The sequence below is a fragment of the Tellurirhabdus bombi genome (assembly GCF_021484805.1).
Taxonomy (GTDB): Bacteria; Bacteroidota; Bacteroidia; order Cytophagales; family Spirosomataceae; genus Tellurirhabdus; species Tellurirhabdus bombi.
In genome coordinates this window covers 3,359,032-3,384,246 of record NZ_CP090557.1, presented here as the reverse complement: position 1 = coordinate 3,384,246, position 25,215 = coordinate 3,359,032, and the positions used below count along the sequence as shown (strand labels likewise).

General features: G+C 49.5%; 21 protein-coding genes. 9 read left to right on the top strand and 12 right to left on the bottom strand.

The window, feature by feature from the left end; translation table 11 throughout:
- Positions 1–39: 39 nt before the first annotated feature.
- Positions 40–897, bottom strand: a complete 858-nt coding sequence (locus L0Y31_RS14390; RefSeq protein WP_234733775.1) for a sugar phosphate isomerase/epimerase family protein — start codon at positions 895–897, stop codon at positions 40–42.
- A 122-nt stretch (positions 898–1,019) separates the two neighbouring features.
- On the bottom strand, positions 1,020–1,736 hold the full coding sequence (locus tag L0Y31_RS14385) for a LytR/AlgR family response regulator transcription factor (protein ID WP_234733774.1): 717 nt from the start codon (positions 1,734–1,736) through the stop codon (positions 1,020–1,022).
- A 412-nt stretch (positions 1,737–2,148) separates the two neighbouring features.
- On the opposite strand from L0Y31_RS14385, the gene L0Y31_RS14380 reads away from it, so the two are divergent.
- Together L0Y31_RS14380 and L0Y31_RS14375 are read left to right on the top strand one after the other, a co-directional pair.
- Positions 2,149–2,703 (top strand): RNA polymerase sigma factor, encoded by a 555-nt coding sequence (locus tag L0Y31_RS14380; protein WP_234733773.1) that lies wholly within the window; start codon positions 2,149–2,151, stop codon positions 2,701–2,703.
- Between the two features lie 98 nt (positions 2,704–2,801).
- Positions 2,802–3,995 carry a class I SAM-dependent rRNA methyltransferase gene (locus L0Y31_RS14375; protein WP_234733772.1) on the top strand — a complete coding sequence of 398 codons (1,194 nt, stop codon included), beginning with the start codon at positions 2,802–2,804 and terminating at the stop codon, positions 3,993–3,995.
- A gap of 69 nt (positions 3,996–4,064) precedes the next feature.
- Here L0Y31_RS14375 and lepA read toward each other — a convergent pair whose 3' ends face one another.
- Both lepA and L0Y31_RS14365 read right to left on the bottom strand, forming a co-directional pair.
- Complete coding sequence (gene lepA, locus L0Y31_RS14370; RefSeq protein ID WP_234733771.1) at positions 4,065–5,852, bottom strand: translation elongation factor 4; 1,788 nt, start codon at positions 5,850–5,852, stop codon at positions 4,065–4,067.
- A 105-nt stretch (positions 5,853–5,957) separates the two neighbouring features.
- Positions 5,958–7,184: a DUF819 family protein gene (locus tag L0Y31_RS14365; protein ID WP_234733770.1), complete on the bottom strand. Its 1,227-nt coding sequence runs from the start codon at positions 7,182–7,184 to the stop codon at positions 5,958–5,960.
- Positions 7,185–7,681: 497 nt separating this feature from the next.
- On the opposite strand from L0Y31_RS14365, the gene L0Y31_RS14360 reads away from it, so the two are divergent.
- Both L0Y31_RS14360 and sufB read left to right on the top strand, forming a co-directional pair.
- On the top strand, positions 7,682–8,170 hold the full coding sequence (locus L0Y31_RS14360) for an Lrp/AsnC ligand binding domain-containing protein (RefSeq protein WP_234733769.1): 489 nt from the start codon (positions 7,682–7,684) through the stop codon (positions 8,168–8,170).
- Positions 8,171–8,305: 135 nt separating this feature from the next.
- Complete coding sequence (gene sufB, locus L0Y31_RS14355; protein ID WP_234733768.1) at positions 8,306–9,751, top strand: Fe-S cluster assembly protein SufB; 1,446 nt, start codon at positions 8,306–8,308, stop codon at positions 9,749–9,751.
- A 62-nt stretch (positions 9,752–9,813) separates the two neighbouring features.
- Here the strand turns inward: sufB and nspC are convergent, their stop codons facing one another.
- The 4 genes from nspC to L0Y31_RS14335 form a co-directional block, all read right to left on the bottom strand.
- Positions 9,814–10,941: a carboxynorspermidine decarboxylase gene (nspC, locus tag L0Y31_RS14350; RefSeq protein WP_234733767.1), complete on the bottom strand. Its 1,128-nt coding sequence runs from the start codon at positions 10,939–10,941 to the stop codon at positions 9,814–9,816.
- Positions 10,942–11,082: 141 nt separating this feature from the next.
- Entirely contained in the window at positions 11,083–11,901 is an 819-nt protein-coding gene (locus tag L0Y31_RS14345) for an energy transducer TonB (protein WP_234733766.1), read from the bottom strand.
- Between the two features lie 4 nt (positions 11,902–11,905).
- Complete coding sequence (locus L0Y31_RS14340; RefSeq protein WP_234733765.1) at positions 11,906–12,436, bottom strand: hypothetical protein; 531 nt, start codon at positions 12,434–12,436, stop codon at positions 11,906–11,908.
- Positions 12,437–12,465: 29 nt separating this feature from the next.
- Positions 12,466–12,819, bottom strand: a complete 354-nt coding sequence (locus L0Y31_RS14335) for a PadR family transcriptional regulator (protein WP_234733764.1) — start codon at positions 12,817–12,819, stop codon at positions 12,466–12,468.
- A gap of 173 nt (positions 12,820–12,992) precedes the next feature.
- Between L0Y31_RS14335 and L0Y31_RS14330 the strand changes: the two genes are divergently transcribed.
- Positions 12,993–14,354 (top strand): glucoamylase family protein, encoded by a 1,362-nt coding sequence (locus L0Y31_RS14330; RefSeq protein WP_234733763.1) that lies wholly within the window; start codon positions 12,993–12,995, stop codon positions 14,352–14,354.
- 89 nt (positions 14,355–14,443) lie between these two features.
- Here L0Y31_RS14330 and L0Y31_RS14325 read toward each other — a convergent pair whose 3' ends face one another.
- From L0Y31_RS14325 to L0Y31_RS14315, 3 genes are all read right to left on the bottom strand, one after another.
- On the bottom strand, positions 14,444–15,820 hold the full coding sequence (locus L0Y31_RS14325) for a SusD/RagB family nutrient-binding outer membrane lipoprotein (protein WP_234733762.1): 1,377 nt from the start codon (positions 15,818–15,820) through the stop codon (positions 14,444–14,446).
- Positions 15,821–15,898: 78 nt separating this feature from the next.
- The gene (locus tag L0Y31_RS14320) at positions 15,899–19,009 is read right to left on the bottom strand and encodes a SusC/RagA family TonB-linked outer membrane protein (RefSeq protein ID WP_234733761.1); all 3,111 of its coding nucleotides are present in this window, start codon (positions 19,007–19,009) and stop codon (positions 15,899–15,901) included.
- Positions 19,010–19,245: 236 nt separating this feature from the next.
- Positions 19,246–20,478, bottom strand: a complete 1,233-nt coding sequence (locus L0Y31_RS14315) for a saccharopine dehydrogenase family protein (RefSeq protein WP_305067610.1) — start codon at positions 20,476–20,478, stop codon at positions 19,246–19,248.
- A gap of 175 nt (positions 20,479–20,653) precedes the next feature.
- Between L0Y31_RS14315 and L0Y31_RS14310 the strand changes: the two genes are divergently transcribed.
- From L0Y31_RS14310 to L0Y31_RS14295, 4 genes are all read left to right on the top strand, one after another.
- On the top strand, positions 20,654–21,085 hold the full coding sequence (locus L0Y31_RS14310; protein WP_234733759.1) for a WapI family immunity protein: 432 nt from the start codon (positions 20,654–20,656) through the stop codon (positions 21,083–21,085).
- Positions 21,086–21,418: 333 nt separating this feature from the next.
- Positions 21,419–22,033, top strand: a complete 615-nt coding sequence (locus L0Y31_RS14305) for a TetR/AcrR family transcriptional regulator (RefSeq protein ID WP_234733758.1) — start codon at positions 21,419–21,421, stop codon at positions 22,031–22,033.
- 198 nt (positions 22,034–22,231) lie between these two features.
- Entirely contained in the window at positions 22,232–23,407 is a 1,176-nt protein-coding gene (locus L0Y31_RS14300) for a baeRF7 domain-containing protein (RefSeq protein ID WP_234733757.1), read from the top strand.
- A gap of 37 nt (positions 23,408–23,444) precedes the next feature.
- Positions 23,445–23,741, top strand: coding sequence for an HPF/RaiA family ribosome-associated protein (locus tag L0Y31_RS14295; RefSeq protein WP_234733756.1), 297 nt, complete (start codon positions 23,445–23,447; stop codon positions 23,739–23,741).
- Between the two features lie 91 nt (positions 23,742–23,832).
- On the opposite strand, the gene L0Y31_RS14290 is transcribed toward L0Y31_RS14295, so the two are convergent.
- Entirely contained in the window at positions 23,833–25,128 is a 1,296-nt protein-coding gene (locus tag L0Y31_RS14290) for an aminopeptidase P family protein (RefSeq protein ID WP_234733755.1), read from the bottom strand.
- Positions 25,129–25,215: the final 87 nt, after the last annotated feature.

Genomic DNA, 25,215 nt, shown 5'->3' with positions numbered 1-25,215 from the left:
GCTTCTCGCCTCAAGACCTGACTTGCGTTGACTCTTTAGTTAAACAACCAGTGCTTTCATGTACTGGGCATCGATCTCAATGCTTTCCATGGACGACTTAGGGTATTCTTCCTGCTCAACCAGAAAATGCTTCATGCCATTATCAAGGGCGGCCCGCACAATCTTTTTGTAATTCACTTCACCGGTACCTAAATCGGTTTGCTTGATGCCTTTTTCGACGCGTTTGAAATCTTTGATATGGCAAAGTTCATAGCGTTTACCGTACTTCTCCAGGTGTTGAACAGCACCGATTCCTGCGGCTTCAATCCAGCAAAGGTCCAGCTCAAACATGACGGCCTTAGGATCGGTATTTGCCAGCAGAAACTCTTGAGGAAGCTGGCCGTTCAATGGCTTGAATGAGTAATCATGGTTGTGATAGCCAAACTTCAGACCACCTTTCCGTACCTGCTCCCCTACTTTGTTAAACTGATCAGCGATGCGTTTCCAGTCATCCATCGACTTTTGAGGCCCTAGATAAGGACACAGCAAGTACGACAAGCCCGCTTCGCTGGCCATATCGATGCTTTTTTTCAGTTTATCTGGATCTTTGGACTGCGCATTATAGTCAAAGTGCGTACTAACCATTTTTACCCCTATATCCTTTAGGAATGATTTCGCTTCTTTAGGCTGCATTCCCCAAAGGAAACCTTGGTCACCCTGGTAGCTTTCAAATTTCTGGTAACCCATTTTAGCCAGCTTTGTCATTACCCCTTTTGGATCTTTGGGTAACACATCGCGAACACTGTACAATTGCAAACCAAATTGCTTGATCGTTCCAGCTTGCAATGAAGAATGGGAAATGGCAAAGGCACTGGCCGTCAGCACGCCAGTCTGTTTCAGAAAATCTCTGCGATTCATGTTTTTTAATAGGAGAAAAAATTCGGACCGAAAGTTGATAAATATTGAGTGATTAATCACAAGAGTCCAAACGTTTTTTCGCAAATCATGCGCAGAACACTCTAACGTCGAAAACGAAGGCCTTATTCCTCGCCATCTGATTTCCGATCAAGAAGCCTTAAAAAGCCTTCAAAACGATCCCGATAGGCAGCTCCGATGGGTATTTTATTATTACCAATCGTGACGTTTCGGTACGTATAGCTGCTAATTTTAGACAGATTGATAATATACGATTTATGAATTCTTAAGAATTGTTGCTTCGGTAAATTGTTTTCCAAATTAGAAATGGCGTCGTTTACAACTGAAATTTTCTGACTGCTACTTATTTTACAATATATTCCGTAGGCCTGAATAAAATCAATATCTGCATAATCAAACCGCTGGACTGTATGCCCAATCTTGAGGTAAACAAACTCCTGCTCGATCAGGCTATTATTCACAAACCGGACGCCCAGGGCCCGATTCAATGCGCGTGTAAAGCGCTGAAACGTAAATGGTTTTAGCAGGTAATCAGCAACATCCAGATCATAGCTATCAACAGCGTAGTTGGCGTTGGCGGTTGTAACAATCACTGGTAATGGCCTGGGAAACGAGTGCAGCAATTCAATTCCTGATTGATCGGGCAAATTAATATCGAGGAAAATCAGGTCGAATGGCTGCTGCTGGATAAATGATAATGCTTCAGCCACTGTACCACAGACTGCCGGCGGTAAAAAGAAAGGCAAACGAGCAATATATTCCTTTAATAAACTGACGGAAGAGGGCGAATCTTCCACAATTAGACATTGGCGTTGTTTCATACTTAAGCTGATAGAGGCAACAATATCCACGTGTATTGGCACTAAATTAGTGAACCCTCGTCAAAGCAGGTCAATAGCAGCAACAATTTACATGCTAACGTTCTATTAACTGATAGTATTTCCACTAAATATATTGGGCATACATAACCCAGAACGTGAAGTTTAACCCAACAAAGTGCCTTTTTGTATAATTTCTATTTTGCGTGAAGTTACCAACTAATTGCCGAAAAAAGATAAACAAGCCTATGTAAACCAATTCGATCAGTTTATATATTTTATGTATACGTTTATACAAGTAACGTATATTATGTACGGTAATTGGCTGGATATTTGCAAACTTAACATATGATCCAACTCCAATGTGGCCATTGAGCGCTATTTTTTAATATTTTTTACACTTAGTAAATCATAAATGGAAAAAAAATTGAGTGATGAAGAAATTATTCACATCTACCGAAGTACGCTTTGTAAAGATTACCTCGCTATTCTCTACAAACGCTACGTAAAAAAAGTACATCGAACCTGTCTATCATTCACCAGAAATTATTGCGATGCCGAAGACTTTACGCATGATATTTTCATAAGAGCTTTTTCTAAAATTGAACAATTCAAGGAACGATCTTCTTTCTCTACCTGGCTTTATGCCATTGCGCACAACTACTGCCAGGACCAGCTTCGGGCGGCTAAGCGGCTACCTGTTACAGGTATAAGTGAGAATGAGGCAGATAATGTTCCGGAGTATACGGATATAGACAGTAGTCAGCTAATGCTCCAGCAGTTAGCACAATTACTGGATACAATCTCACCTGATAAGCTTACTTTGCTGCGGCTTAAATACGAAGATGATCTCGATTCGAAAGAGATTGCCCAACTGTATAACCTGAAAAACAGCACGGTTAAAATGCGCCTGAAACGCACCCGGGATCAGCTATTTGATTCTTACCGCACTTTGTTTCTGGCCAGTTAGCTTTTGGCTAATGAGGAAAAGGATCGTTTCTTTATAGACTTTGCCTAAACCTTTGCGACCTTTGCATTGGTTTGCCGTTTGGCTCTAAAAAGCAACGAATGAATTACCCTAAAATCTATTTACAAGCCGGACGGGAAGAAGCCGTCCGGCGCTTTCATCCCTGGATCTTTTCGGGCGCCATCGCACGCATTGAAGGGCAACCACAGGACGGGGATGTAGTGGAAGTTTTTACCAAAAAAGGCGCATATCTGGCTACCGGCCATTACCACGATGGCAGCATTACGGTACGCATTTTTTCGTTTGGTACTTCACAGGGCCAGGGAGTCACGCCTGATATTCCCTACTGGACCGAAAAGTTACGCCTAATCAAACAGGTGCGCCAGGCGGTGGTTCCCCCACAAACCAATTGTTACCGACTGGTTCACGGGGAAGGCGATGGCTGCTCGGGGCTGATCATCGATTATTACAACGGGGTGGCGGTTATTCAGGCGCACTCCATCGGTATGCACCGCGAACGGGAGCAAATTACCGAAGCGCTCAAGGTTGTTTACAGGAGTGAGCTGGTTGCTGTCTACGACAAAAGCGCCGAAACCTTGCCTGACAAATATGCTGCCCACGTAGAAAATGGATACCGATTTGGCGCCGCCGAGGTTCCGCATGCGGTTCAGGAAAATGGCCATACGTTTCTGGTTGATTGGATAACGGGTCAGAAAACCGGCTTCTTTCTCGACCAGCGCGATAACCGCAGTCTGCTGGCCCGCTACGCAGCGGGCAAAAAAGTGCTGAACGCTTTCTGCTATTCGGGTGGCTTTTCGGTTTACGCACTGAAGGCCGACGCTGAGCTAGTTCATTCCGTGGATGTGTCTCAGAAGGCTATTGCCTTGACAAACCGTAACGTAGCGGCAAATTTTGACCAGGCCGTTAATCACGAAGCCTACGCCGAGGATGTGATGAAATACCTCAAAGCCCACGATCACCTTTACGACATCGTCGTGCTTGATCCACCGGCTTACGCCAAAAGTCTTTCGGCACGGCACCGGGCAGTGCAAGGCTACAAGCGACTGAATGCCGAGGGACTTCGGCGCGTGGCCAAAGGCGGCATCCTGTTTACGTTTTCCTGTTCGCAGGTAGTTGACCGGGAGTTGTTTTACAACACCATCGTCGCGGCGGCTATCGAAGCGGGGCGGCAAGTTCGTGTGCTGCATCACTTGAGCCAGCCTGCCGATCACCCGGTTAATCTGTTCCATCCAGAAGGCGGCTACCTTAAAGGACTAGTTCTTTGGGTTGAGTAAAGCGCTTCCTAAACAAAGAAAGCCCAACGATGGTGTCGTTGGGCTTTCTTTGTATTATCAAGGCGTTGATTAATTAATTTTCAGTACGGCCATAAAAGCTTCCTGTGGGATTTCAACGTTACCAACCTGACGCATCCGTTTCTTTCCTTTTTTCTGTTTTTCAAGTAGCTTCCGTTTCCGGCTAATATCCCCACCGTAACATTTTGCCAAAACGTCCTTCCGTAGTGCTTTGACAGTTTCGCGGGCGATGATTTTCTGACCAATTGCCGCCTGGATGGCAATTTCAAACTGTTGACGCGGCAGCAACTCACGGAGTTTCTCGCATAACTTTTTACCCCATTCGTAGGCTTTGTCGCGGTGAACGATAGCCGAAAGGGCATCAACCCGGTCGCCGTTTAGCATGATATCCAGCTTAACCATGGTGGACTCCCGGTTACCCAAGAATTCGTAATCGAGAGAAGCATAGCCCCGGGAGATTGTTTTCAGCTTATCAAAAAAGTCAAAAACAACTTCGGCCAGTGGCATTTCAAATTGCAGCTCAACCCGCTCAGAAGTCAGATAAACCTGGTTTTTCAGCAAACTGCGCTTATCCATACACAGCCCCATAATGGCTCCGACGTACTCGGATTTGGTAATGATTTGCGCTTTGATGAATGGCTCTTCAATCCAGTCAATGCTGCTTGGGTCCGGCATCTCGGCAGGGGCCGATACCTGTAGGGTTTCTCCTTTTGTTGTGATTACCTCAAACCGCACGGACGGTACGGTGGTGATAACAGTCATGTCAAATTCACGCTCCAGCCGCTCCTGCACAATTTCCATATGCAGCATGCCTAGAAAACCGCATCGGAAACCAAAGCCTAAGGCTGCCGACGTTTCAGGCTCCCAAACGAGCGCGGCGTCATTTAGCTGCAATTTTTCCATGGCTTCCCGCAGGTCTTCATACTCGCTGGTTTCTACGGGATAAATACCGGCAAAAACCATCGGCTTCACCTCCTCAAAACCCTGAATTGGTTTGCCAGCCGGTCTATCCGTGTGGCTGATCGTATCTCCAACCTTTACCTCTTTGGCTACCTTAATTCCTGAAATCAAATACCCTACATCGCCGCATTCAACAACGTCTTTGGGTTCTTTTTCCAGGCGAAGTGTACCAATCTCATCGGCAAAATATTCTTTGCCCGTTGCCATAAACTTTACTTTATCGCCTTTGCGAATGCTCCCGTTTACGACCCGGAAAATAACTTCAATACCGCGGTACGAATTAAACTGCGAATCAAAGATCAACGCCTGCAAATCTCCCTGGGGATTGCCTTTCGGCGCGGGGACGCGTTCGACGATGGCGTTCAGAATAGCTTCAATCCCGATTCCTTCTTTCCCACTGGCCGGAATAATTTCGTCCCGTTCACAACCGATCAGGTCTACCATCTCATCCTTTACCTCTTCCGGCATGGCACCTGGCAAGTCGATCTTGTTCAGAACTGGGATGATAACCAGATCGTTGTTCATGGCCAGATACAAGTTCGAAATGGTCTGTGCCTCTGTTCCCTGCGAAGCGTCTACCAGCAGCAAAGCCCCTTCACAGGCAGCAATGGAGCGTGACACTTCATAGGAAAAGTCCACGTGGCCCGGCGTATCAATCAGATTGAGCGTATATTTTTCCCCCTTATACACGTAATCCATCTGGATCGCGTGGCTCTTGATCGTAATACCACGCTCCCGCTCAAGGTCCATATCATCGAGCAACTGCGCTTGCATATCGCGGTGCGAAACGGTATTGGTAAACTCCAGCAGACGGTCAGCCAAGGTGCTTTTACCGTGGTCAATATGGGCAATGATGCAAAAATTGCGAATATGCTTCACGTAAATGAGTCAGTTTTCAGCTTAATAAAAAACAAAAATACGCAAAAAGTAGCGATCTAATTCGCCGAACTTACTATCTGTGAGAATCAATCTGAAGAATACGGCTTATGGCGAGGCCAATTGCATCAGAATCCCACACACGTAACCCATGTAGGTGCCAACTGCATAACCCAGAATGGCCATCAGCACGCCCACCGGCGCCAGCACCGGATGAAAAGCTGCCGCAATAATCGGAGCGGTAGCCGGTCCACCGATACAGGCCTGGCTACCTACCGCTAGAAAAAAATACGGAGCCCGAATCAGCCGGCTGAACAAAATCATCAATAAAACGTGAAAAGCCATCCAGATAATACCGACTAAAATAAGACCCGGATGATCGGCAATAGCTAGGATGTTCATCTTCAACCCGATGGTGGCAATCATCAGGTACAGAAAAACGGTCGCCACTTTCGAAGCCCCTGCCCTTTCCAGTTGCCGCGCCTTCGTAAAAGACAACGCAATGCCAAGGGCGGTTGCCAGCCCAACAATCCAGAAAAAAGGTGCATCTAAGCTAAACCGGCTCAGCAGCGGATAATTAGCGCCAATCCAGGGAGCAATGGTATCGGCCAGGGCGTGCGCAATGGCAGTTGCTCCGAAGCCTACAGCCAGAATAACGATGAGATCGGTAGATGAAGCGATGCGGCGGGTCGCTTCAACTTCCTGTTGCACCCGCGCTTTAACCTCTTCGACGGCACTGGCATCGGCCCGGAGCCAACGGTCAATCCGGGCCGACTGCCCGGCTCCGTAGAGCAAAGCACCTAGCCATAAATTAGACACAAAGACATCGACCGTTACGATGGCCGAAAAAAGATTGCTGCTCGGCTGAAAAACTTCTTTCAGGGCGGTCTGGTTAGCCCCTCCCCCAATCCAGGTTCCGGCCAGCGTGGCCAGCCCCCGCCAAACGGCATCGGGACCCTGCCCCCCAACCAATTCCGGTGCCAGATGCGCCAGCAGCCACACGGCCAACGGGCCACCCAGCATGATGGAAACCGCCGAAGCCGCGAACATCAAGATTGATTTTCGCCCCAATCGCTGAAAAGCCCGTAAATCAACACTCAACGTAAAGAGGACCAGCGAAGCCGGCAACAAAACCCGCGAAACAATGGGATAAAGGGCTGTATTCTCCCCATCGACCCAACCAGCGGTGTTCAGGAGGGACGGAAGAAAGTAACAGAGTAAAGTAGGGGGAACGTAATTAAAAAAACGGCGCCAGAAAGGATGAGCACTGTCGGCAAGGGTTAAGACGGCGGCAAGAATCAGGAGAAGTACGCCGAGCGTTACGGTATCATTCATGAAGCAAATATATAACAAACAACGCCGGCCTCAACTTGAGCCGGCGTGTCAAGATTACACTTCATCAACAAACTAAAAACCAAATAAACCCTTGTTCCAGCTAATTGTCAAGTGACAACCGATGGCATTCCGGTAAAACGATATATTTTATCGTTTTAGTGCTGTAGGAGGGGGATTCGAACCACCCACGGTGCGGTTAGCCGCAGCACAAACCTGGTGGTCAACCCCAGTCCGCGTATAGCGGGCATTATGCTGTGTTTATCCCTTTCCACCACCCCCGAGACAGGAGGGCACGTCTGCCAGTTTCGACACCCTACAGTATAGACAAAGAAGGTAACAAATTGTAACTTGCGCTACGGTTATCCCTTATTGTTACACAAAGATAAAGCGGCAGCCCAACACTTTGCAAATTTTTTAACATATTTTTTCCAAAATTTTTTTGTTGGCAAAAAATGTTACCTTTCGTTGCAGAATTTTAAATGTAGTTACTTTAAATTATGGACAAGAATCCGGAGATCGACTCAGTAGATCTGAAAATATTAAACCTACTGATGGAAGACGCCAACATGCCTTATACCGAAATTGGTAAGCGTATTCAGGTATCAGGAGGTACAATCCACGTCCGGATGAAAAAAATGGAGCAAATGGGAATTGTTAAAGGTTCTCAATTGATCATCGACCATACCAAGCTCGGCTGGGACATCAGCGCCTTTTTGGGCATTTACCTGGACAAAAGCTCGCTCTACGACGAAGTGGCCTCTGAAATGCAAAAAATTCCAGAAGTGGTCAACATTCATTATACAACGGGTATCTACAGTATCTTCGCTAAAATCGTCTGTCGCGACACCCAGCATCTGCGCGAGGTCTTGCACGATAAAATCCAGAAAGTAGGGGGCATCCAACGAACCGAAACCTTTATTTCTCTGGAAGAGCGCGTCAACCGCCCTATCCCATTTGGTGATACCAACCAGCTGGATAGCTACTAACGGCCCCTCTTTGCAACCTTCCGTCGAAGCAGTTGATATTTTTACGATATTTGTCGTCCGGCTAAGGAACAGCCGCTCCATGCAATTTGTTAACCAAGTGACGAATTGTGTAAAATCACAACCGCCACCTCTACCATGAGCAAAGACGTTGAAATTTTAGAGAGTATTACCAACTCCGAATATAAGTACGGATTCGAAACCTTGATTGAGGCCGACGAAGCCCCTGCTGGTCTGGACGAGACGACAGTTCGGTTCATTTCTGCCAAGAAGAATGAACCAGAATGGATGCTCGAATGGCGGCTTAAGTCCTTCCGGCACTGGCAAGGACTGAAAGAACCGCACTGGCCTAATGTTTCTTATCCAGCAATCGATTACCAAGCCATTAAATATTATTCAGCGCCTAAACAGAAGAAAGTCGTTAATAGCCTGGATGATATTGATCCTGAATTGCGGGATACATTTGAACGGCTGGGCATTTCCCTGAAAGAACAGGAGCGTCTGGCTGGCGTTGCGGTGGATGCTGTCATTGACTCGGTGTCGATTGCCACTACCTTTAAAGACAAACTCAGAGATCTGGGCATTATTTTTTGCTCAATTTCGGAAGCCATTCAGGAGCACCCCGAACTGGTTCGAAAATACATGGGCTCCGTAGTTCCTCCAAAAGACAACTATTTTGCAGCCCTGAACTCGGCGGTTTTCTCTGACGGATCGTTCTGTTACATTCCTAAGGGCGTTCGTTGCCCAATGGAACTGTCAACCTATTTCCGGATTAATGCGGCGGGAACAGGCCAGTTTGAGCGGACGTTGATTATCGCCGACGAAGGTTCGTACGTGAGCTACCTCGAAGGCTGTACGGCTCCCATGCGCGACGAGAACCAGCTACACGCTGCCGTTGTCGAATTGGTTGCGGCCAAGGAATCGGAGATCAAGTACTCAACCGTGCAGAACTGGTATCCGGGCGACAAGGAAGGCCGGGGCGGTATTTATAACTTCGTTACAAAGCGTGGTATCTGCGACGGTCCTAATGCCAAAATTTCTTGGACACAGGTTGAAACAGGCTCGGCCATTACCTGGAAATATCCGTCTGTTATCCTAAAAGGTGATAACTCCATTGGCGAATTTTATTCGGTGGCAGTAACGAACAACATGCAGCAGGCCGACACCGGAACGAAAATGGTGCACATCGGGAAAAACACCAAAAGCCGGATTGTCTCGAAAGGGATTTCGGCGGGAAAAAGCCAGAACTCCTACCGGGGTTTGGTGCAGGTGTTCAAACGGGCCGAAAACGCCCGGAATTTCTCGCAATGCGACTCCCTCCTACTCGGTGACAAATGCGGTGCTCATACGTTCCCGTACATTGAAGTGAACAACCAATCGGCCACAGTCGAGCACGAAGCGACCACGTCAAAAATTGGAGAAGATCAGTTGTTTTATTGCAACCAGCGCGGTATTCCTACCGAGCAGGCTGTGGCGCTGATTATCAACGGATACGCTAAGGAAGTTCTAAACCAGCTACCGATGGAGTTTGCTGTCGAAGCTCAGAAACTGCTGGAAATCAGCCTGGAAGGTTCAGTTGGTTGATTGATATACCATACATTTAATACTAAAAAAGCCCCTACGGAGATGTAGAGGCTTTTTTGTTATTAGCTCAGTCGATCTTTAAAACTCTCGTAGCCGTACGACTTCACCAGTTCAAAACGCCCCTCCTTCCAGATGCCAATGGACGGCAAACCAACGCCATTGAACGAGGTCGTTTTCACCATTGTGTAGTGAATCATGTCATCAAATACCAGCTTCTGTCCGATCTGCAACGGTTCGTCGAAGGAATAATCGCCCATGAAATCGCCGGCCAGACAGGTCATCCCACCCAGACGATAAGTCGGTTTGCCAGTCACCGGCTCGTGGTAAGAATCCAGGATACGCGGCTTGTAGGGCATTTCTAGCGTGTCGGGCATGTGGTTGGAAAACGAGGTATCCAGCATCGCTACGGCAATACCCTGGCTATCCAGAAGATCCAGTACGGTGGCAACTAGCACACCTGTTTGCCAGGCAATAGCAGAGCCAGGTTCCAGAATCACATCAACGTTGTATTTTTCGCGAAACGCTTTCAACAAGCCAATGAGGTGATCGGTATTGTATCCCTCCCGGGTCATCAGGTGGCCACCGCCCATGTTTACCCATTTAGCCTGGTGAAGCAGGCTGGCAAACCGGCTTTCCAGCGCCTCCAGCGTCCGCTCCAGCGTGTACGAATCGTTTTCGCAAAGCGTATGGAAGTGAATTCCTTCAAGGCCTTCGGGTAAGTTATCGCCCAATTGATCGCGGGTTACGCCCAACCGAGAACCGGGAACGCAAGGGTTGTATAAATCGGTACCGACCTCCGAATATTGCGGATTGACCCGAATCCCGCAGGAAATACCGCTTCCCTGTACCTGGTCTTTGAAGTGCTCCCACTGATTCAGGGAGTTAAACGTAATGTGGCTGCTGCCTTTTTTTATTTCTTCAAATTCATCGTCCCGGTAAGCGGGGGCGTACGTGTGCGACTTTACGCCCATGTACTCGTTGATTAGCTTTACTTCGTTGAGAGACGAGGCTGTAGCGCCGCCCAGGTACTCTTTCACAAGCGGGAAAGCACTGTACATCGAAAACCCTTTCAGGGCCAGGATGATCCGAATACCTGCCGATTGCTGAACCTGATCAATAAGACTCAAATTCTTACGAAGTTTGGCTTCGTCTAGTACAAAACAGGGCGAGGGAATTTGTGTGTAGTCCATTTTATATACTTAGCCGGGTCGCGGACGATCCGTTTTTTTCGTGTTTAAGGTTGCAAAAATAGCCAATGCTAAACCTCTAACAACAAAAACCGCCGGTTGCTTAACCGGCGGGGCACTATTTATGAAGGGTTAATTGAAAACTTATTCTAGGGCAAACACAATGGGCAGGTTAAATTTCACCCGCACGGGCCTCCCCGACTGTTTGCCCGGTCGCCACTTAGGCATTTTTTTCACGACTCGAAGCGCTTCTTCGTCGCAGCCAAACCCGATCCCTTTCGTGACCTGCTCATCCACAATACTGCCATCGGCGTTAACCACAAAGGAGAGATACACTTTGCCGGAAATGTTGCTTCGGGCTGCCGCTGGCGGATATTTCATATTTTTGCTCAGCCACTCATACATGGCCGCCGGACCACCCGGAAATTCGGGCTGCTGCTCCACAAAAAGAAGCGGCTCTTCTTCTTTTTTCTCTACTTCAATCGCCTTTTCGACCACTGTCGGTCCAGCCGCCGTACTTGGCGCTTCAATCATTTCACCGGCATTCGGATCACCCTCTACCGTTTTGTCGCTGGGCGCGGCTTTCTCGAGGTCATCTACCGTTGGTACCGTTGTTTCATCGGGAGCCTCAGCCGTAACCAGAGGCGGCAAATCACGCACTTGTGGCACCTCTACTTGCTGGGCTGGCGGCGGTGTCACAATCGGCGGCGTTTCTGTCTTCTCCGGCGGAGGCAGTTGCTCAAACTTCACTTCATCCATATACACCTCTTGCTCAGCCGGTTTTAGCTGATCAATCAGGCTGGGAATGGCCAGCGCTCCTACAAACAAGACGATCCCCATCCAGAGTGCGGTGCGCGTATGGCGTCCGTAGTGTTGCCGCAGATCGTAGGCCCCATAGGCTTTATTCCGATGCTCAAATACAATATCATCCAGCGAAGCAAACTTCCATTGGTTCGTAGCCATGATCTTATTTCTTTAACTGGTTATCCGCTTTTTTTTGCATTAATGCCGTATTCTTCCGGGCCGTTTGCATCCATTCTGGCTCTACAAACCGAACTTTGGCGTGCTTGACCGACTCGCTTCGCCGGTGCGACACATTGTGATTCACGTGCCAGCTCAGGCTAAAGATCGCCAGCGCAAACAGTAAAAATCCCCACAGCAAAGCCCGTTCCGCCGCCCAGGAGTATTGCATCCGCAGGTCATAGGCTCCGTAGGCTTTATTCCGATTCAGAAAAACAATGTCATTCAGCGTAGCAGGCTGGCTATCAGGCAGAGCCAGAATAGAGTCGTACTCTTCCTGAAGCTGCGCCATATTTTTCAGGTCAGCGCCCTGTATCACCGTATCCAGTGCTGTTTCAAACGAATTTCCCTCCCACATCGCGTTTTCCAGGTCACAGGCCAAATGATCCGTCAGCTCAGTAAGTAAATCTGCCGAAACACCGCTGCGGAGTACGTGATTGCGCAGGGCTTCGATTTGTTCAGATGTAAGCAGATACATAAACAGGACAGGTTAATGTGGAATAGGAATCAGTTCGTAGCTAGCCCGGGAGCTGGCCCCATCAGTGCTTTCATTGCATTCATAAAATTCTCAAACTCAGAAACTTTTGTTTGAGCCGTTTCGGTGCCGGCAGCCGTCAACGAATAATATTTCCGAAGGCGACCATCCACCTCTTCCGACTCCGTCACCAGAAAACCTTCGTCTTCCAGTTTGTGCAACACCGGGTACAAAGCGCCGTAAGTCAGCGTGATTTCTCCTTTCGTACGTTCTTTTACCTGCTGGGTAAGCTCGTAGCCGTACATTCGCTTGTTTTCGGCCAGCATCTTCAGAACGATGGTGCGAAGCGTTCCTCGTAGCAACTCCCGCGATTCAGTCTGGTTCATGGATTTGTGCATTATTGATGACACGAATATATATAAGAAATCTATATATACAAGAAAGATAGCGAAAAATATTTTTCGGCGATTGGCTTAAGTCGCTTTTTTTCTTGCAGCTTTAGTAGTTGATGCCTGTTTCGGGTAACAATTTCTGGAAAAAGCGTCAGACAACACGTGCTATGAAAACAACGCGTATCCTCACCTTGCTTCTTTTTTTCGTTAGCATCCACAATACAGTCACTGGTCAGGCGGTATTTTCCAGGAGCTTTCTGGATTCGCTGCAACGCGATACGTTCCGCTATTTTTGGGAGTTGGGCGACAACCCGAACGGCCTCATCCCCGACCGATACCCAACGCCTTCTTTTTCAAGCATTGCCGCCACGGGGTTCGGCCTGACCACCTATCTGGTCGGGGTTGAGCGCGGCTACATTAGCCGCACCGAGGCCGCCGAACGCACCCGCCGGACACTCTACTTTTTTGCCAACGCAAGTCAGTCAGACCAGCCAGCCAACGTTACGGGCTACAAAGGATTTTTTTATCATTTTCTGGATATGAAGACGGGGCATCGTTTCAAAACGGTGGAACTTTCGTCCATCGACACGGCCCTGTTGCTGGCAGGGATTCTGAGTTGCCAGGCTTATTTTGACCAGCGTACACCGATAGAACGCGAAATCCGCACGCTGGCCGATCAGCTATATCGCCGCGTTGACTGGCGCTGGATGCAGGCCCGTAAGCCGCTCCTCAGCATGGGCTGGCACCCGGAGAAAGGTTTTATCGAAGCCGATTGGAAAGGATACAACGAAGCCATGCTTTTGTATGTGCTGGCGCTTGGTTCACCCACCTTTTCTATTGAGCCAGAAGCCTGGACCACCTGGACCCAAACCTACGATTGGAATGCCTTCTACAAGTACGAACACATCAATTTTGAGCCGCTTTTTGGGCACCAATATTCCCACATATGGATTGATTTTCGGGACATAAAAGACGCTTATAACCGGCAGAAAGGAATCTCCTATTTTGAAAACAGCCGCCGGGCTACTTACGCAAATCGGGCTTACTGCCTGGATAATCCGCTGAAGTGGCGCGGCTATAGTGCCACCATCTGGGGCTTGACTGCCTGTGATGGCCCTAAAGATACCTTGATTAACAGCCGCCCGTTTTTTTCTTACCGGGCGCGCGGGGCTGCCGCAACAGGAGTTGTTGATGACGGCACGATTGCGCCAACGGCGGCGGGAGGCTCTATCCCGTTTGCGCCGGAAATCTGCATTCCGGCGCTCCAGGCGATGAAAAGTAAATTTGGCAGTAACATTTACGGGCGGTACGGCTTTAAGGATGCCTTTAACCTTTCCTACCCTAGCCCATCCTCAGCCAATCAAAGCGGCTGGTTTGATGTGGATTATTTGGGCATTGATAGTGGCCCGATTCTGCTTATGGCCGAAAATTACCGCACCGGGCTTGTCTGGAACCTGATGATGAAGAATCCTTACATCCGGCGGGGGCTGCAACGGGCTGGCTTTCGCGGAGGCTGGCTGGGGCGTTAGTTTTACAGCGAAGCATAAAAAGCCGAACGGCAATCCCCAGTCATTCCTGACTGGCGATTGCCGTTCGTTAAGAAGCACGCAAACATACACTATTTGTCCCACCAGACAGGCTGGTAAATATCGCCAATGACAACGGCATTCGGATTGTAGTTTCGTTCTTCCTGTGAGGTCGGAAAACGCACGGGAATGGCCTTCTGCTGCGAATTCTGGTTGGGTGTCAGCTTTGGGAATCCCGTACGCCGCCAGTCGTGGTAGCCTTCTGGCTGGGTGAACAGGGCGACGTACTTCTGGTTAATTATTTTTTCCAGCGTAATGGAGGCGGCTGTTTCACTGGCCACGGCTTGCTTAAAGAGGGCGGGAATAGCTGCCTCCGTGACCCGTTGCACCGAAGCGGCAACCGCCACATTGAAAGCCGCCGCTGCTTCAGCCCCTTTGCCTAAACGCAACTGCGCTTCGGCCTCAATGAATTTGGCCTCGGCATAGGTCGCCATCGGAATAGGTGCGTCCGGACCGGTCACCCCTTCGCCCGGAAACGAGCCTGTAGTCAGGTTGGTTTGTTCCGGCGTCTGTCCGGTGTAACCGCCTTGCTCATCTTTCGTCGCAAAAAACGGCAGGCGCGGGTCATTGGTGTTCTTCAGGTAGTCGATAAAAAACTTACCCATCCGAACGTAATTAGGTCGGGCCGAGATGAAATCATACCACTGGTTGTAGCTCCCGGCTACATCGAAAAATTTCGCTTCAAAATCCGGCTGATCGGCGCTGACGTGGCTCAGAAATTGGAGAGCCTGGTTTGCGCTTCCCTGCGGATCAATCTGGCTCAGCCGGTTGGCATAACGGGCTTTAATGATGTACGCCGCGTTAACCCAGGCTTTGGTATTTCCTCCAAAAATCAAATCGTCCGCTCCCGGAAGCGATACATTGGCTGTAGCGGGTTTGTTCAGGTCCGCAATGGCTTCGTCCAGTTGCGTCTGGATGTACTTGAGTACTTCTTCCTGCTTTTCGTATTTAGGCGTAAAATTACCATCCAGTGCCCGCCCCGCCTCGGCGGTTGGTACGTCGCCCCAGAAATCAGTAGCCAGTCCCAGGTTGAAAGCCATCAATATTTTGGTCATGCCCACATAATAGGGATTCCCCGCCCCATGCCGGTCAATCAAGGTCCGACCGTTGATAATTGTTCCGTTGAAGAGCGTCCGCCATTCGCCCGTAATATCTGCTTCCGTAAGAATATAGCGCCCATAGGTTTGGAGTTGTTCCTGGTTCCCGGCGGCCTGCTGCACTAAAATAGCACTGATGATGCTGAGATTCCCACTAACGGCGGCAAAAGTAGCCACTTCGGCTCCCGATAGCAGCAAGGCCGCCGACGCTTCTTCTGGCTGATTGGGATTGACGTTATATTCATCCATTTGTTTCTGACAGGCGCTGGTAATCAGCACTGTGGCCAGAAAGGATACGAGTATTTTTTTCATTGTGTAAAGTCGTTTATGAATCGAGGTAGCTTTTCTCACCCGTTTGTCGATGGGTTGCCTGAAGGGGGGCGGCACTTTCTAGAAGCCGATATTGACCCCAAAAATATAAGACCGGGTTCCTGGGTTGTTGAAGTAGTCGAAGCCTTGCAGGTTCGAACCAGCGCCCGTTAGGCTCGTCTCGGGATCAACACCTTTGTAATTGGTATTGAGCCAGAGGTTGCGGCCCGTAAATGATACATCGACATAATCGAGAAACTTCCTGCCTACTTTGAAGCGGTAGCTCAGGCCTAACTCGCGCAGACGCACCCAATTCACATTTTCCACAAATTCCTCGGCAGCACCACCGCTATCGCCCACATAAAACGAATAATAATCCACCGCCGGAATAGCGATGTTATTAGGCGTGCCATCTTCTAAAACCCCTGGTATCACGTACGTGCGCTCCCGATCAGCCGACTCCTGCGTAACACCCAATCGTTGCAGACGGGCGTAGGTTCCGTTCCAGATGGCTCCACCCCGGCGAATATCCAGCAGCGCCGTTAACGAAACTCCTTTGTAGGTAAACGTATTGCGCACGTTCCCCAACCAGGTGGGATAAGGGTTGCCAATGTTTCCCTGCTTTTCCTGTAAAATGGGCAATCCGTCGGCACCAATCAAGAACTGTCCCTGCTCATTGCGCTCCCACTTGCTGCCGTATAAGACGCCAAGCGGCTCACCCACAATGGCATACCCACCAATCCCCGTAAAAGCCGATTCCAGACTTACTTCACTGACTCCTTCGATCAGACTCAGCACTTTGCTGCGGTTCATGGACCAGTTCAGGGCGACATCCCAGGAAAATGCCGGCGTTTTAAGAGCATTGATCCCCAGCATCACCTCTACGCCCCGGTTACGCAACGAAGCCGCGTTGATGTAGCGCGCCGGAAACCCCGACGCGGGTGCCGTTGGCTGCGAAAGCAGAATATCGACGGTTTTCTGGTTGTAAAGCGTTACGTCCAGATCCAGCTTATTTTGCAACAGCTTTAGATTCAAGCCCAATTCGGTTCCTTTCACGCGTTCCGGGCGCAGGTTCGGCGTACCCACAACCCCATTGTTATACGCATACCCATTGATGCCGTTGTACGGAAAGTTCAAGCCATTGGTGAAGCCGTCGGTGAAGGAGGGCTTGCTTAGGTATGTCCGGGTCCGATACGGTACGGGAGGAATACCCGCTTCGGCATACGCCAGACGCAGTTTACCAAATGACAACAGGCTGCTTTCCGGCAGATTTTCCGTAAAAATCCAGGAAGCCGAGACAGAAGGATACAAGAAATTATTTTTAATTGTTCGCTCGTAGGTAGAAGCCCACTCGTTCCGGGCACCGACGGAGAGATACAGCTGGTCGGCCAGGTCAAAATCAAGCTGCCCAAATACGGCTGTTGTCAACCGACGCTGATCGACCCCGTTGGAAGCATACAATTCGGCGGCATTGCCCAGGTTGTAGAAATTCGGAATGGACAGGTTCCGGCCCCGGGCGAAGTTACTCGTAAAATTATACGTCGTAATATTATGACCGAGGGTATAGTTAACGCCCATTTTCTCCGTAAACCGGTGCTCGCCCCGCCAGATTAAATCGGCATAGATGTCGCGGCTCGTGATGTTGTCGTAATTAACCTGCCCATACCGCTGTCCGTTGTCATCCCCGTTGGAACTGATGGCAAAAACCTGCCGTCTGAAGTCCGAATACGCGTCGGCACCGACTTTGTAGGTCAGATCGAAGTACTTGGACGGACGATAATTAACGAACACATTTCCCAGAAACCGATTGATGTCATCCGTGAATGGATTTTTATAGACCGTATAATATGGGTTGTCATACGAGTAATAATAATTGCGATTGAACCCGTTCTCAAACTGATAATTGCGCAAATCGAACGAGGCGGGTGCGCGAAGCAAACTCAGCATAACCCCCGCCAGGTTGCTTCCGTTCTGCGCTTTAACGCCGCCCGATTTGGTGTAACTCGCTGTCCCGCCAATTTTGAGGTTATCGAGCATGTTTCCTTCCGCCGTAATCCGCACGTTGTTCCGAACATAATCGGTGTTTGGGATCACCCCGTTCTGGGTTAGATTCCCGAATGCGATTCGGAAGTTGGCTTTTTCATTGCCCCCAACCAACGCCACGTTCGTATTGTGCGACACCGCCGTTTTAAAGAAATTGCCCCCATTATCAAACGATTGCAGCGTTGGGTCACTCGCGATTTTCGGTCCCCAGCTGTTGGTACTCCCGATATTCCCGTCATCGTCGGTTCCATGCTGGTTGTCTGGTCCGGCATCGGCCGTAATGTATTTTCCGCCAACGCCCTGGGCGTATTCCCGTTGCAATTTGGGCAGTTTGTTCACCTGCGAGAGTTCCAGGCGGTAGTTCAGCGTAATACCGATGCCTTTTTGCTTGCGTCCTTTTTTGGTGGTGTACACAATGGCTCCGTTTCCAGCCCGGGCACCGTACAGGGCAGCGGCGGCGGGGCCTTTCAGGATCGTCACCGACTCAATATCGTCCGGGTTCAAGTCCAGCGCCCGGTTCGAGTTGTTCACCCCTTGCAAGTTGGCATTGTACGGATAATCAGCCGAAGAAGACGTGAACGTTTCATTATTAATCGGTACGCCGTCCACCACAATAAGAGGCTGTTGCTGCCCCGTAAACGTCGAAGGTCCGCGCAGCACCACCTTACTCGAAGCTCCCGGTGTCCCGGCGGAACCCGTGACAATCACGCCTGCCGTTTTGGCGGCCAACCCCTGAATGACGTTGGCTTCTCCCGACCGGGTCAGTTCTTCGCCCTTCAAATCAGAAACGGCATAACCTAGCGTCCGCTTTTCCCGCTGGGCACCCAGGGCCGTAACGACCACTTCCTGAAGCTGTTTGGTATCCGCTTTCAGCGCCACGTTGATCGTCGTCTGCGTGCCTACCCTAACCTCCTGCGATTCGACGCCAATAAAACTGAAAATAAGGGTATTTTCTCCGCCGACACTAATGCGATAGGCTCCGTCGGCCCCGGCGGTTGTGCCCCGCGTTGTGCCTTTGATCTGCACCGTCACGCCGGGCAGTGGTGTCCCCTCTTCGGCTGTCGTAACGCGTCCCGTCACCTCGCGCTCCTGGGCAAACGCGTAGCTCATGAGGCTAAGCATTGCCATCAATGGTAGAACTTTTTTCATAGAAATAATCCGTTGTATTTGATGATTACTAGCTACGATAATACCATAATGAATTGGCTTGCAGTGAGGCAGTTAGGCAATATCCCCTTTTCTGGGTGACCAAAAAAGAGCCTTTTTTACTTAACGTCGCAAATTGGGGGAGATGGGTTAGTCAAGTGGAAAAAGTCCCCTTAAATGCGAAAAACCACCGGGGTTGCCGGTGGTTTTTCGCTGTAATTAATTACTCAGTAAGCTGCCTAAGCTTCTACGCTCAGTGGTTCGTTCACCTTGTCCTGGACGGGTAGACCCTGGCGATTCATCTGTTCGATAAATGGATCTGGATCAAGTTCTTCGCAGTTCCAAACGCCTGGTTTCATCCAGACGCCTTTCAGCATCAGCATGGCGCCAATCATGGCAGGCACACCCGTTGTATAGCTTACGGCCTGCCCGCGCACCTCCTTGTACGTTTCGGCATGGTCGCAGTTGTTCCAGATAAAATAAGTTTTTTCCTGACCATCTTTGATGCCTTTGATCTGGCAGCCAATGGAGGTTTGTCCGGTATAATTCTCACCCAATGAGTCGGGCGGCGGCAATACCGCTTTCAGAAACTCTAGCGGCACAATGTCCATGCCCTGGAACTGGATCGGCTTAATGCTGGTCATGCCCACATTTTCCAGCACCTGCAAGTGCGTGATGTACTGCTGCCCAAAGGTCATCCAGAAACGGGCGCGTTTCAGGGTTGGGAAGTTTTTAACCAGCGACTCAAGTTCTTCGTGATACAGCACATACGACTCCCGCTCCCCTATTCCGGGGTACTCGATCGGCTTATGAATCGACATGGCCGGGATTTCGACCCATTCGCCGTTTTCCCAGTAGCGGCCCGGTTGGGTGATCTCGCGGATATTGATTTCCGGATTAAAGTTAGTAGCAAATGCTTTCCCGTGATTGCCGGCGTTGCAGTCCACAATATCGAGGTAATGCATTTCGTCGAACTGATGCTTGGCTGCGTAAGCCGTGAACACCTGGGTGGCACCCGGGTCGAAGCCGCAGCCAAGTAAGGCCATCAGGCCTGCCTGCTCAAACCGCTCTTTATAAGCCCATTGCCAGCTGTATTCAAACTTAGCAACGTCTTTGGGTTCGTAGTTGGCCGTATCTAAATAATGAACTTTGGTTTCCAGACAGGCATCCATGATGGGCAGATCCTGATAAGGCAAAGCCACGTTAATGACCAATACCGGATTAAACCGTTTGATAAGCAGCACCGTTTCGGCCACCACATCGGCATCGACCTGGGCCGTTTGTATCGTTACGCCGTGTAATTCTTTAATTTCGGCGGCAATTTTGTCACATTTAGCAAGTGTTCGGCTGGCCAGCATAATTTCCGTAAATACATCGGAATTCATCGCGCACTTGTGGGCTACGACACTGCCTACACCGCCGGCACCGATAATCAGCACTTTTGCCATGTTTGTGGTTTGGTAGTTATTGATTAGTAATTCTTAATTGAAATCGACCGCAAAGATAGAAACCCGCGTCAAGCGGTCAGGCACCTCGCTCTAAAAAGATTCGCTTCGTCATTAAAAAATGAGCTTTGCCCCTATTTCATCAAACCCCCTCCCTAAAATAATTGTTTTAAGGTTAACTCACATCAAAGTTCTTAACACCATGAGACTCACTTCCTCTACCGGCACCTTTGAATTTAAGATTATTGGCTATAGTCCCGAAGATGCCGACTGGCGCGACCGAAACAGCCTCCTCTGCGAATTATCAACGGTTTCCAACCAGGAAAAACACACCCAGGAAACCCCCATACGGACCTGGGAACTCAACCGACTGCTGGAAAACCTGCAAAAAATCGCGAACCAGTCCAGCAGCCACCTTACCCTTAACTTCTCCGAGCCGGGTTTGAGCATGGAACTGGTAGCCTTACCCGCGGAGCAGTATCACCTCCAAGTGCAGCTAGATCATGACCTGACGCCTTCGTGGCATCCCTACAATGATTTTCCCTGTCAACTGGAAATTACGCTATCGCGCCAGCAACTCCAGGAAGCGATCCACGATTTAGCGCGGCAACTAGAAGCCTACCCCGAGCGCTGATTCCCCTCAGATTGCGCTTGTTTATGCATCCAAAAAATCGTTACATTCTTGCTTTTTCTCTACCCTTTTAGAAAAGCCGTCGCGACGCAGGCGTGAACTGCTGGCAGCGTTCTATGGGTCTTCCTGGAACATTTAAACGGAGACGATGCTTAAAAGGACAAAAAACACCTAACAAACTCGTTTTTAACACGCTAACTAAGTATTCTATTAATAAAAAGACTCTTTTTTGCTTCTTGCATGAATCGAACTTACTTTAGGTTTTGCAACTATTAATGCGTAAAACTCCGCCGTAAGTCAGCCGAAAAAAGTAACGTTTAAACGGGTTGCTGCTTCATGAAAAAGATAGCTAAACGGAATCGTCAGATGACCATGCAACGCATCCTGGCTGCCTTGGGAGACGTTATTGCCGAGCAGGGTGCTGACAAAGCCGGAATCAACGCAGTTGCCGACAAAGCGGGCATCAACAAGGTATTGATCTATCGCTATTTTGGTGGCTACGAAGGGCTTATGCAATCCTTCACGGAGCAGAGTGATTTCTGGACGATTTTTAACGATCAGTTTCTGGAGAATAATCGGGAAAGGATGACTACCTCTTCCCAAAATCAGGTTTGGTCGGATTATATGGTTCAGTTTGCACGGGCGTTCAGGCACCGCCGCGTTGCCCAGGAGCTACTGAAATGGGAAATAGCCAACTCAGGTTCGGCCCTAAGTGCGCACATGACCCAAACCCGGCAAGAGGCGTTGCAAAAATTGGTGAACCAGCTTTCGCCGGATACCCGTCACGATACCAAAGCGGTCGCCGCCATCCTGCTGGCGGCCATTACGCAACTTTCCTTTTTAGCCTCGGCTAACTACAAGCTGTTCGATATTGACCTGCAATCGGACGAAGGTTGGCAGCGCATTGAGCGGGCTATTCGCCAGATCTATACCTGCGTAGACCAAGCTTAACCCCAAAATCCGGCGGCTTATTCAGGCCGTTTAAATCCAGAAAAACCGCCCGATCTTTGTTCTGAAAAAGCTTAGAAAAACCTTAGAATTGCATTATCTCCAAGCCACCTGTGCTTTCTTTTAGTTAGTATAATAAAGAAATAGTACAACATTTTTTGAAACTCCGGCTTCCACGCTTACCGGATAAAAGGCAACGTTATGGTTTTAATCAATTCAGGAAAAGAGAAATTGCTCGAACTAGCCGAGCAGAAGCACAAGCATTCTATATCTATTTTTATGCCCACCCATCGCCGGGGGAAAGAGGTTCTCGAACGGCAGGATGCGCTTACGTTTAAGAATCATATTCAAACAGCCAGGCAAACGCTGAAGAGTCAGGAGGTACGCCCGGAGGAGATTGACGAGTTAATGCAGCCGCTGGAAACCCTGCTCGACGATCCGAATTTCTGGCGTCACCAGCAAGAAGGATTGGCGGCTTTCAGAAACCCCGACTACTTTGCGGTTTACCACAGTCCGCTGCCGTTGGAGAATACCTTTCATATAAATTCCCGCTTTCTATTGCAGCCGTTGCTTCCGTTTGCCCAACCTTTCCCGGAATACTACGTGTTGCAACTTGGCAAAAACGGAGTGGCCCTCTACCGGGCTAATTATTTTTCTATCGTCCCACTCGATTCGGAGGAAGAAATGCCGTCCAGCATGGATAAAGTGACGAAATACTACCGGTTCGAGAAAGAGTTGCAGGGATTCAATGCCGGTATGGCGGGTCAGGGGGGCGTAGCGGCCATGTACACCAGCGACGATCTGGCTAATAAGGAAAAAAATCACCTTCTGGCCGATTTCTTCCGCCTGATCGACGAAGGCATTCGCAACCTGATTGGTGATCAAAACGCGCCGCTCGTTATCGCCTCCGTAGAGTATTTGCAGCCTATTTACCGGGAAGTTAATACCTATCCGCATCTGCACGAAAGCGGTCTAACGGGTAATTTTGACAACGTTGACATTAACGAAATTCACCGCATGGCCAACGAGCTGTTGGGGGATAGCTTAGAAACAAAACGACAGCTGCGCATCGAGCAGTACCAAAATAACAACGATAACGGATTAGGCTCTACTGATATCCGGGAACTGCTGGAAGCCGCCGCATCGGCACGAATCGAAGCCCTTTTTGTGCAGACCCATACCGATGTGTGGGGGCACTTCGACGAAGAAACAATGGCGCTTACCATTCACGATTCCCAGCAGGAAGAGAGCGAATCGCTGATCGACAAACTAGCCTTGCTGACCATGCGGTATAACGGCGAAGTGTACGTTCTGGACGAAGTAAATCTGCTTGGACAGCAGGAACCGATAACAGCAGCGGCTTTATTTCGGTTTTAAGGGTAGTTCAGTTCTTTAACAACAAAAGAGAATCACTATGGAATACAATATAGAGGGCATTAAAATGGATCTGCAAACAGTGGGCTTTGACGAATCGCCCGAGTTGCTCGACCTGGTTGAAAAAGAGCTTCGGCGGATCATGCGCTTTCGAAAGGACATTGTAGCCTCCGATATTTACCTGCGCGAAGATGGTAACAATCCGGAAAACAATAAAGTAGTTCGCTGGCGGCTGGGCATTCCGGGGAATGATCTGTTTGCCGAAGGAAACGGCGGATCGTGGCCGGAAAGCATGCGGGCCACGGGCGAAAAGCTACGTCGGCAATTTGTAGACTAAGCTGCTCACGAAGCAAAAACCTCCTGAAAGTGGCGATTTTGTCACCGTCAGGAGGTTTTTTATTTTGTTCAATCTTCCGGGCGAACGGCGTTTATTCGTTCATCAGATCTTCGATTTCCTCGATTTCCACCGGCGTGGAAGCCATCAGATCGATGTTGCCATTTTCGGTAATCACGATGTTATTTTCCAGCCGAATCCCCAAGCCTTCCTCGCGGATGTAGATGCCGGGTTCGCAGGTAAAGACCATTCCCGCTTCGAAACGGCGGTATTTGTTGCCAACGTCGTGTACGTCCAGCCCCAGGAAGTGCGACGTTCCGTGCATGAAGTATTTCTTGTAAAGCGGCGCATTGGGGTTTTGCGCTTCCACTTCGTGTTTCTTCAGCAGGCCAAGGCCAATCAGTTCGGATTCCATAATCTTGCCGACTTCCTTGTGGTATTCGTCCCAGATATTGCCCGGCACCAGCATGGCCGTTGCCTCCTTCATCACCCGCAGCACGGCGCTATACACGTCTTTCTGGCGTTGGGTAAACCGACCACTCACGGGAATGGTCCGCGTTAGATCGGCATTGTAATTGGCATATTCGGCGGCTACGTCCAGCAGAATTACCTCCCCGGCCTTGCACTCCATGCTGTTCTCCAGGTAATGCAACACGCAGGCATTGGCCCCCGTGGCGATAATCGGCTGGTAGGCAAATCCGCGCGAGCGCTGCCGGATGTATTCATGCGCTAGTTCCGCTTCGATTTCGTATTCCCAGACGCCCGGTTTTACGAACTTCAGGAGCCGCCGGAAACCGTCTTCCGTAATTCGTACAGCCTCTTTCAGCAGTTCTACTTCTTCCGGCTGCTTGATGGCGCGCAGGTTATGCATCAGCGGTGCCAGTCGTTCGAGGCGGTGCAGCGGGTATTTTTCTTTGAATTCGCGGATGTAGCGGCTTTCGCGCGTTTCCACCTCCGACGAGTTCCGGGTGTGTTCGTTGGTGCTGAGGTAAACCTGCTCGGCCTCAAAAACGAGGTTCACAAACACGGTTTCGAATTGGTGCGTCCAGTAAATCTGGCTTTGCGGAATGCCCGTCAACTGCTCGGCTTCTTCCTTGGTGAGCTTGTGCCCCTCCCAGATTTCGATCAGCTCACTGCTTTCGCGGAGAAACAGCAATTCGCGGTATTTTTCGTCGGGATGGTCGGGAAACAACACCAGCCGGGTTTCTTCCTGATCGACGCCGGAAAGATAAAACAGATCGGTATTCTGCCGAAAACCCATGGACCCGTCGGCATTGGTTGGCATGATGTCGTTGGCGTTCAGCACCACCAGGGATTTAGGCTTAAGTAAGGCAGCCAGCCGGTTCCGGTTCCGGACAAACAATTCGTTGGATAGTTGATTATAGCGCATAAAAAAATTATTGACAAGAAGGCGGCGGAAAACAGACCCTACTAGTTTACCAATTTATTGATTTAGTAACGATGGTTCTGGTTTACC

Coding starts and splice junctions, on each gene's coding strand:
- L0Y31_RS14320 (WP_234733761.1), bottom strand. CDS start 19,009: ATGAAAAAAGTTCTACCATTGATGGCAATGCTTAGCCTCATGAGCTAC.
- L0Y31_RS14360 (WP_234733769.1), top strand. CDS start 7,682: ATGGACAAGAATCCGGAGATCGACTCAGTAGATCTGAAAATATTAAAC.
- L0Y31_RS14380 (WP_234733773.1), top strand. CDS start 2,149: ATGGAAAAAAAATTGAGTGATGAAGAAATTATTCACATCTACCGAAGT.
- L0Y31_RS14365 (WP_234733770.1), bottom strand. CDS start 7,184: ATGAATGATACCGTAACGCTCGGCGTACTTCTCCTGATTCTTGCCGCC.
- L0Y31_RS14385 (WP_234733774.1), bottom strand. CDS start 1,736: ATGAAACAACGCCAATGTCTAATTGTGGAAGATTCGCCCTCTTCCGTC.
- L0Y31_RS14305 (WP_234733758.1), top strand. CDS start 21,419: ATGAAAAAGATAGCTAAACGGAATCGTCAGATGACCATGCAACGCATC.
- sufB (WP_234733768.1), top strand. CDS start 8,306: ATGAGCAAAGACGTTGAAATTTTAGAGAGTATTACCAACTCCGAATAT.
- L0Y31_RS14290 (WP_234733755.1), bottom strand. CDS start 25,128: ATGCGCTATAATCAACTATCCAACGAATTGTTTGTCCGGAACCGGAAC.
- L0Y31_RS14325 (WP_234733762.1), bottom strand. CDS start 15,820: ATGAAAAAAATACTCGTATCCTTTCTGGCCACAGTGCTGATTACCAGC.
- nspC (WP_234733767.1), bottom strand. CDS start 10,941: ATGGACTACACACAAATTCCCTCGCCCTGTTTTGTACTAGACGAAGCC.
- L0Y31_RS14345 (WP_234733766.1), bottom strand. CDS start 11,901: ATGGCTACGAACCAATGGAAGTTTGCTTCGCTGGATGATATTGTATTT.
- L0Y31_RS14295 (WP_234733756.1), top strand. CDS start 23,445: ATGGAATACAATATAGAGGGCATTAAAATGGATCTGCAAACAGTGGGC.
- L0Y31_RS14335 (WP_234733764.1), bottom strand. CDS start 12,819: ATGAACCAGACTGAATCGCGGGAGTTGCTACGAGGAACGCTTCGCACC.
- L0Y31_RS14340 (WP_234733765.1), bottom strand. CDS start 12,436: ATGTATCTGCTTACATCTGAACAAATCGAAGCCCTGCGCAATCACGTA.
- L0Y31_RS14310 (WP_234733759.1), top strand. CDS start 20,654: ATGAGACTCACTTCCTCTACCGGCACCTTTGAATTTAAGATTATTGGC.
- L0Y31_RS14390 (WP_234733775.1), bottom strand. CDS start 897: ATGAATCGCAGAGATTTTCTGAAACAGACTGGCGTGCTGACGGCCAGT.
- L0Y31_RS14330 (WP_234733763.1), top strand. CDS start 12,993: ATGAAAACAACGCGTATCCTCACCTTGCTTCTTTTTTTCGTTAGCATC.
- L0Y31_RS14300 (WP_234733757.1), top strand. CDS start 22,232: ATGGTTTTAATCAATTCAGGAAAAGAGAAATTGCTCGAACTAGCCGAG.
- L0Y31_RS14375 (WP_234733772.1), top strand. CDS start 2,802: ATGAATTACCCTAAAATCTATTTACAAGCCGGACGGGAAGAAGCCGTC.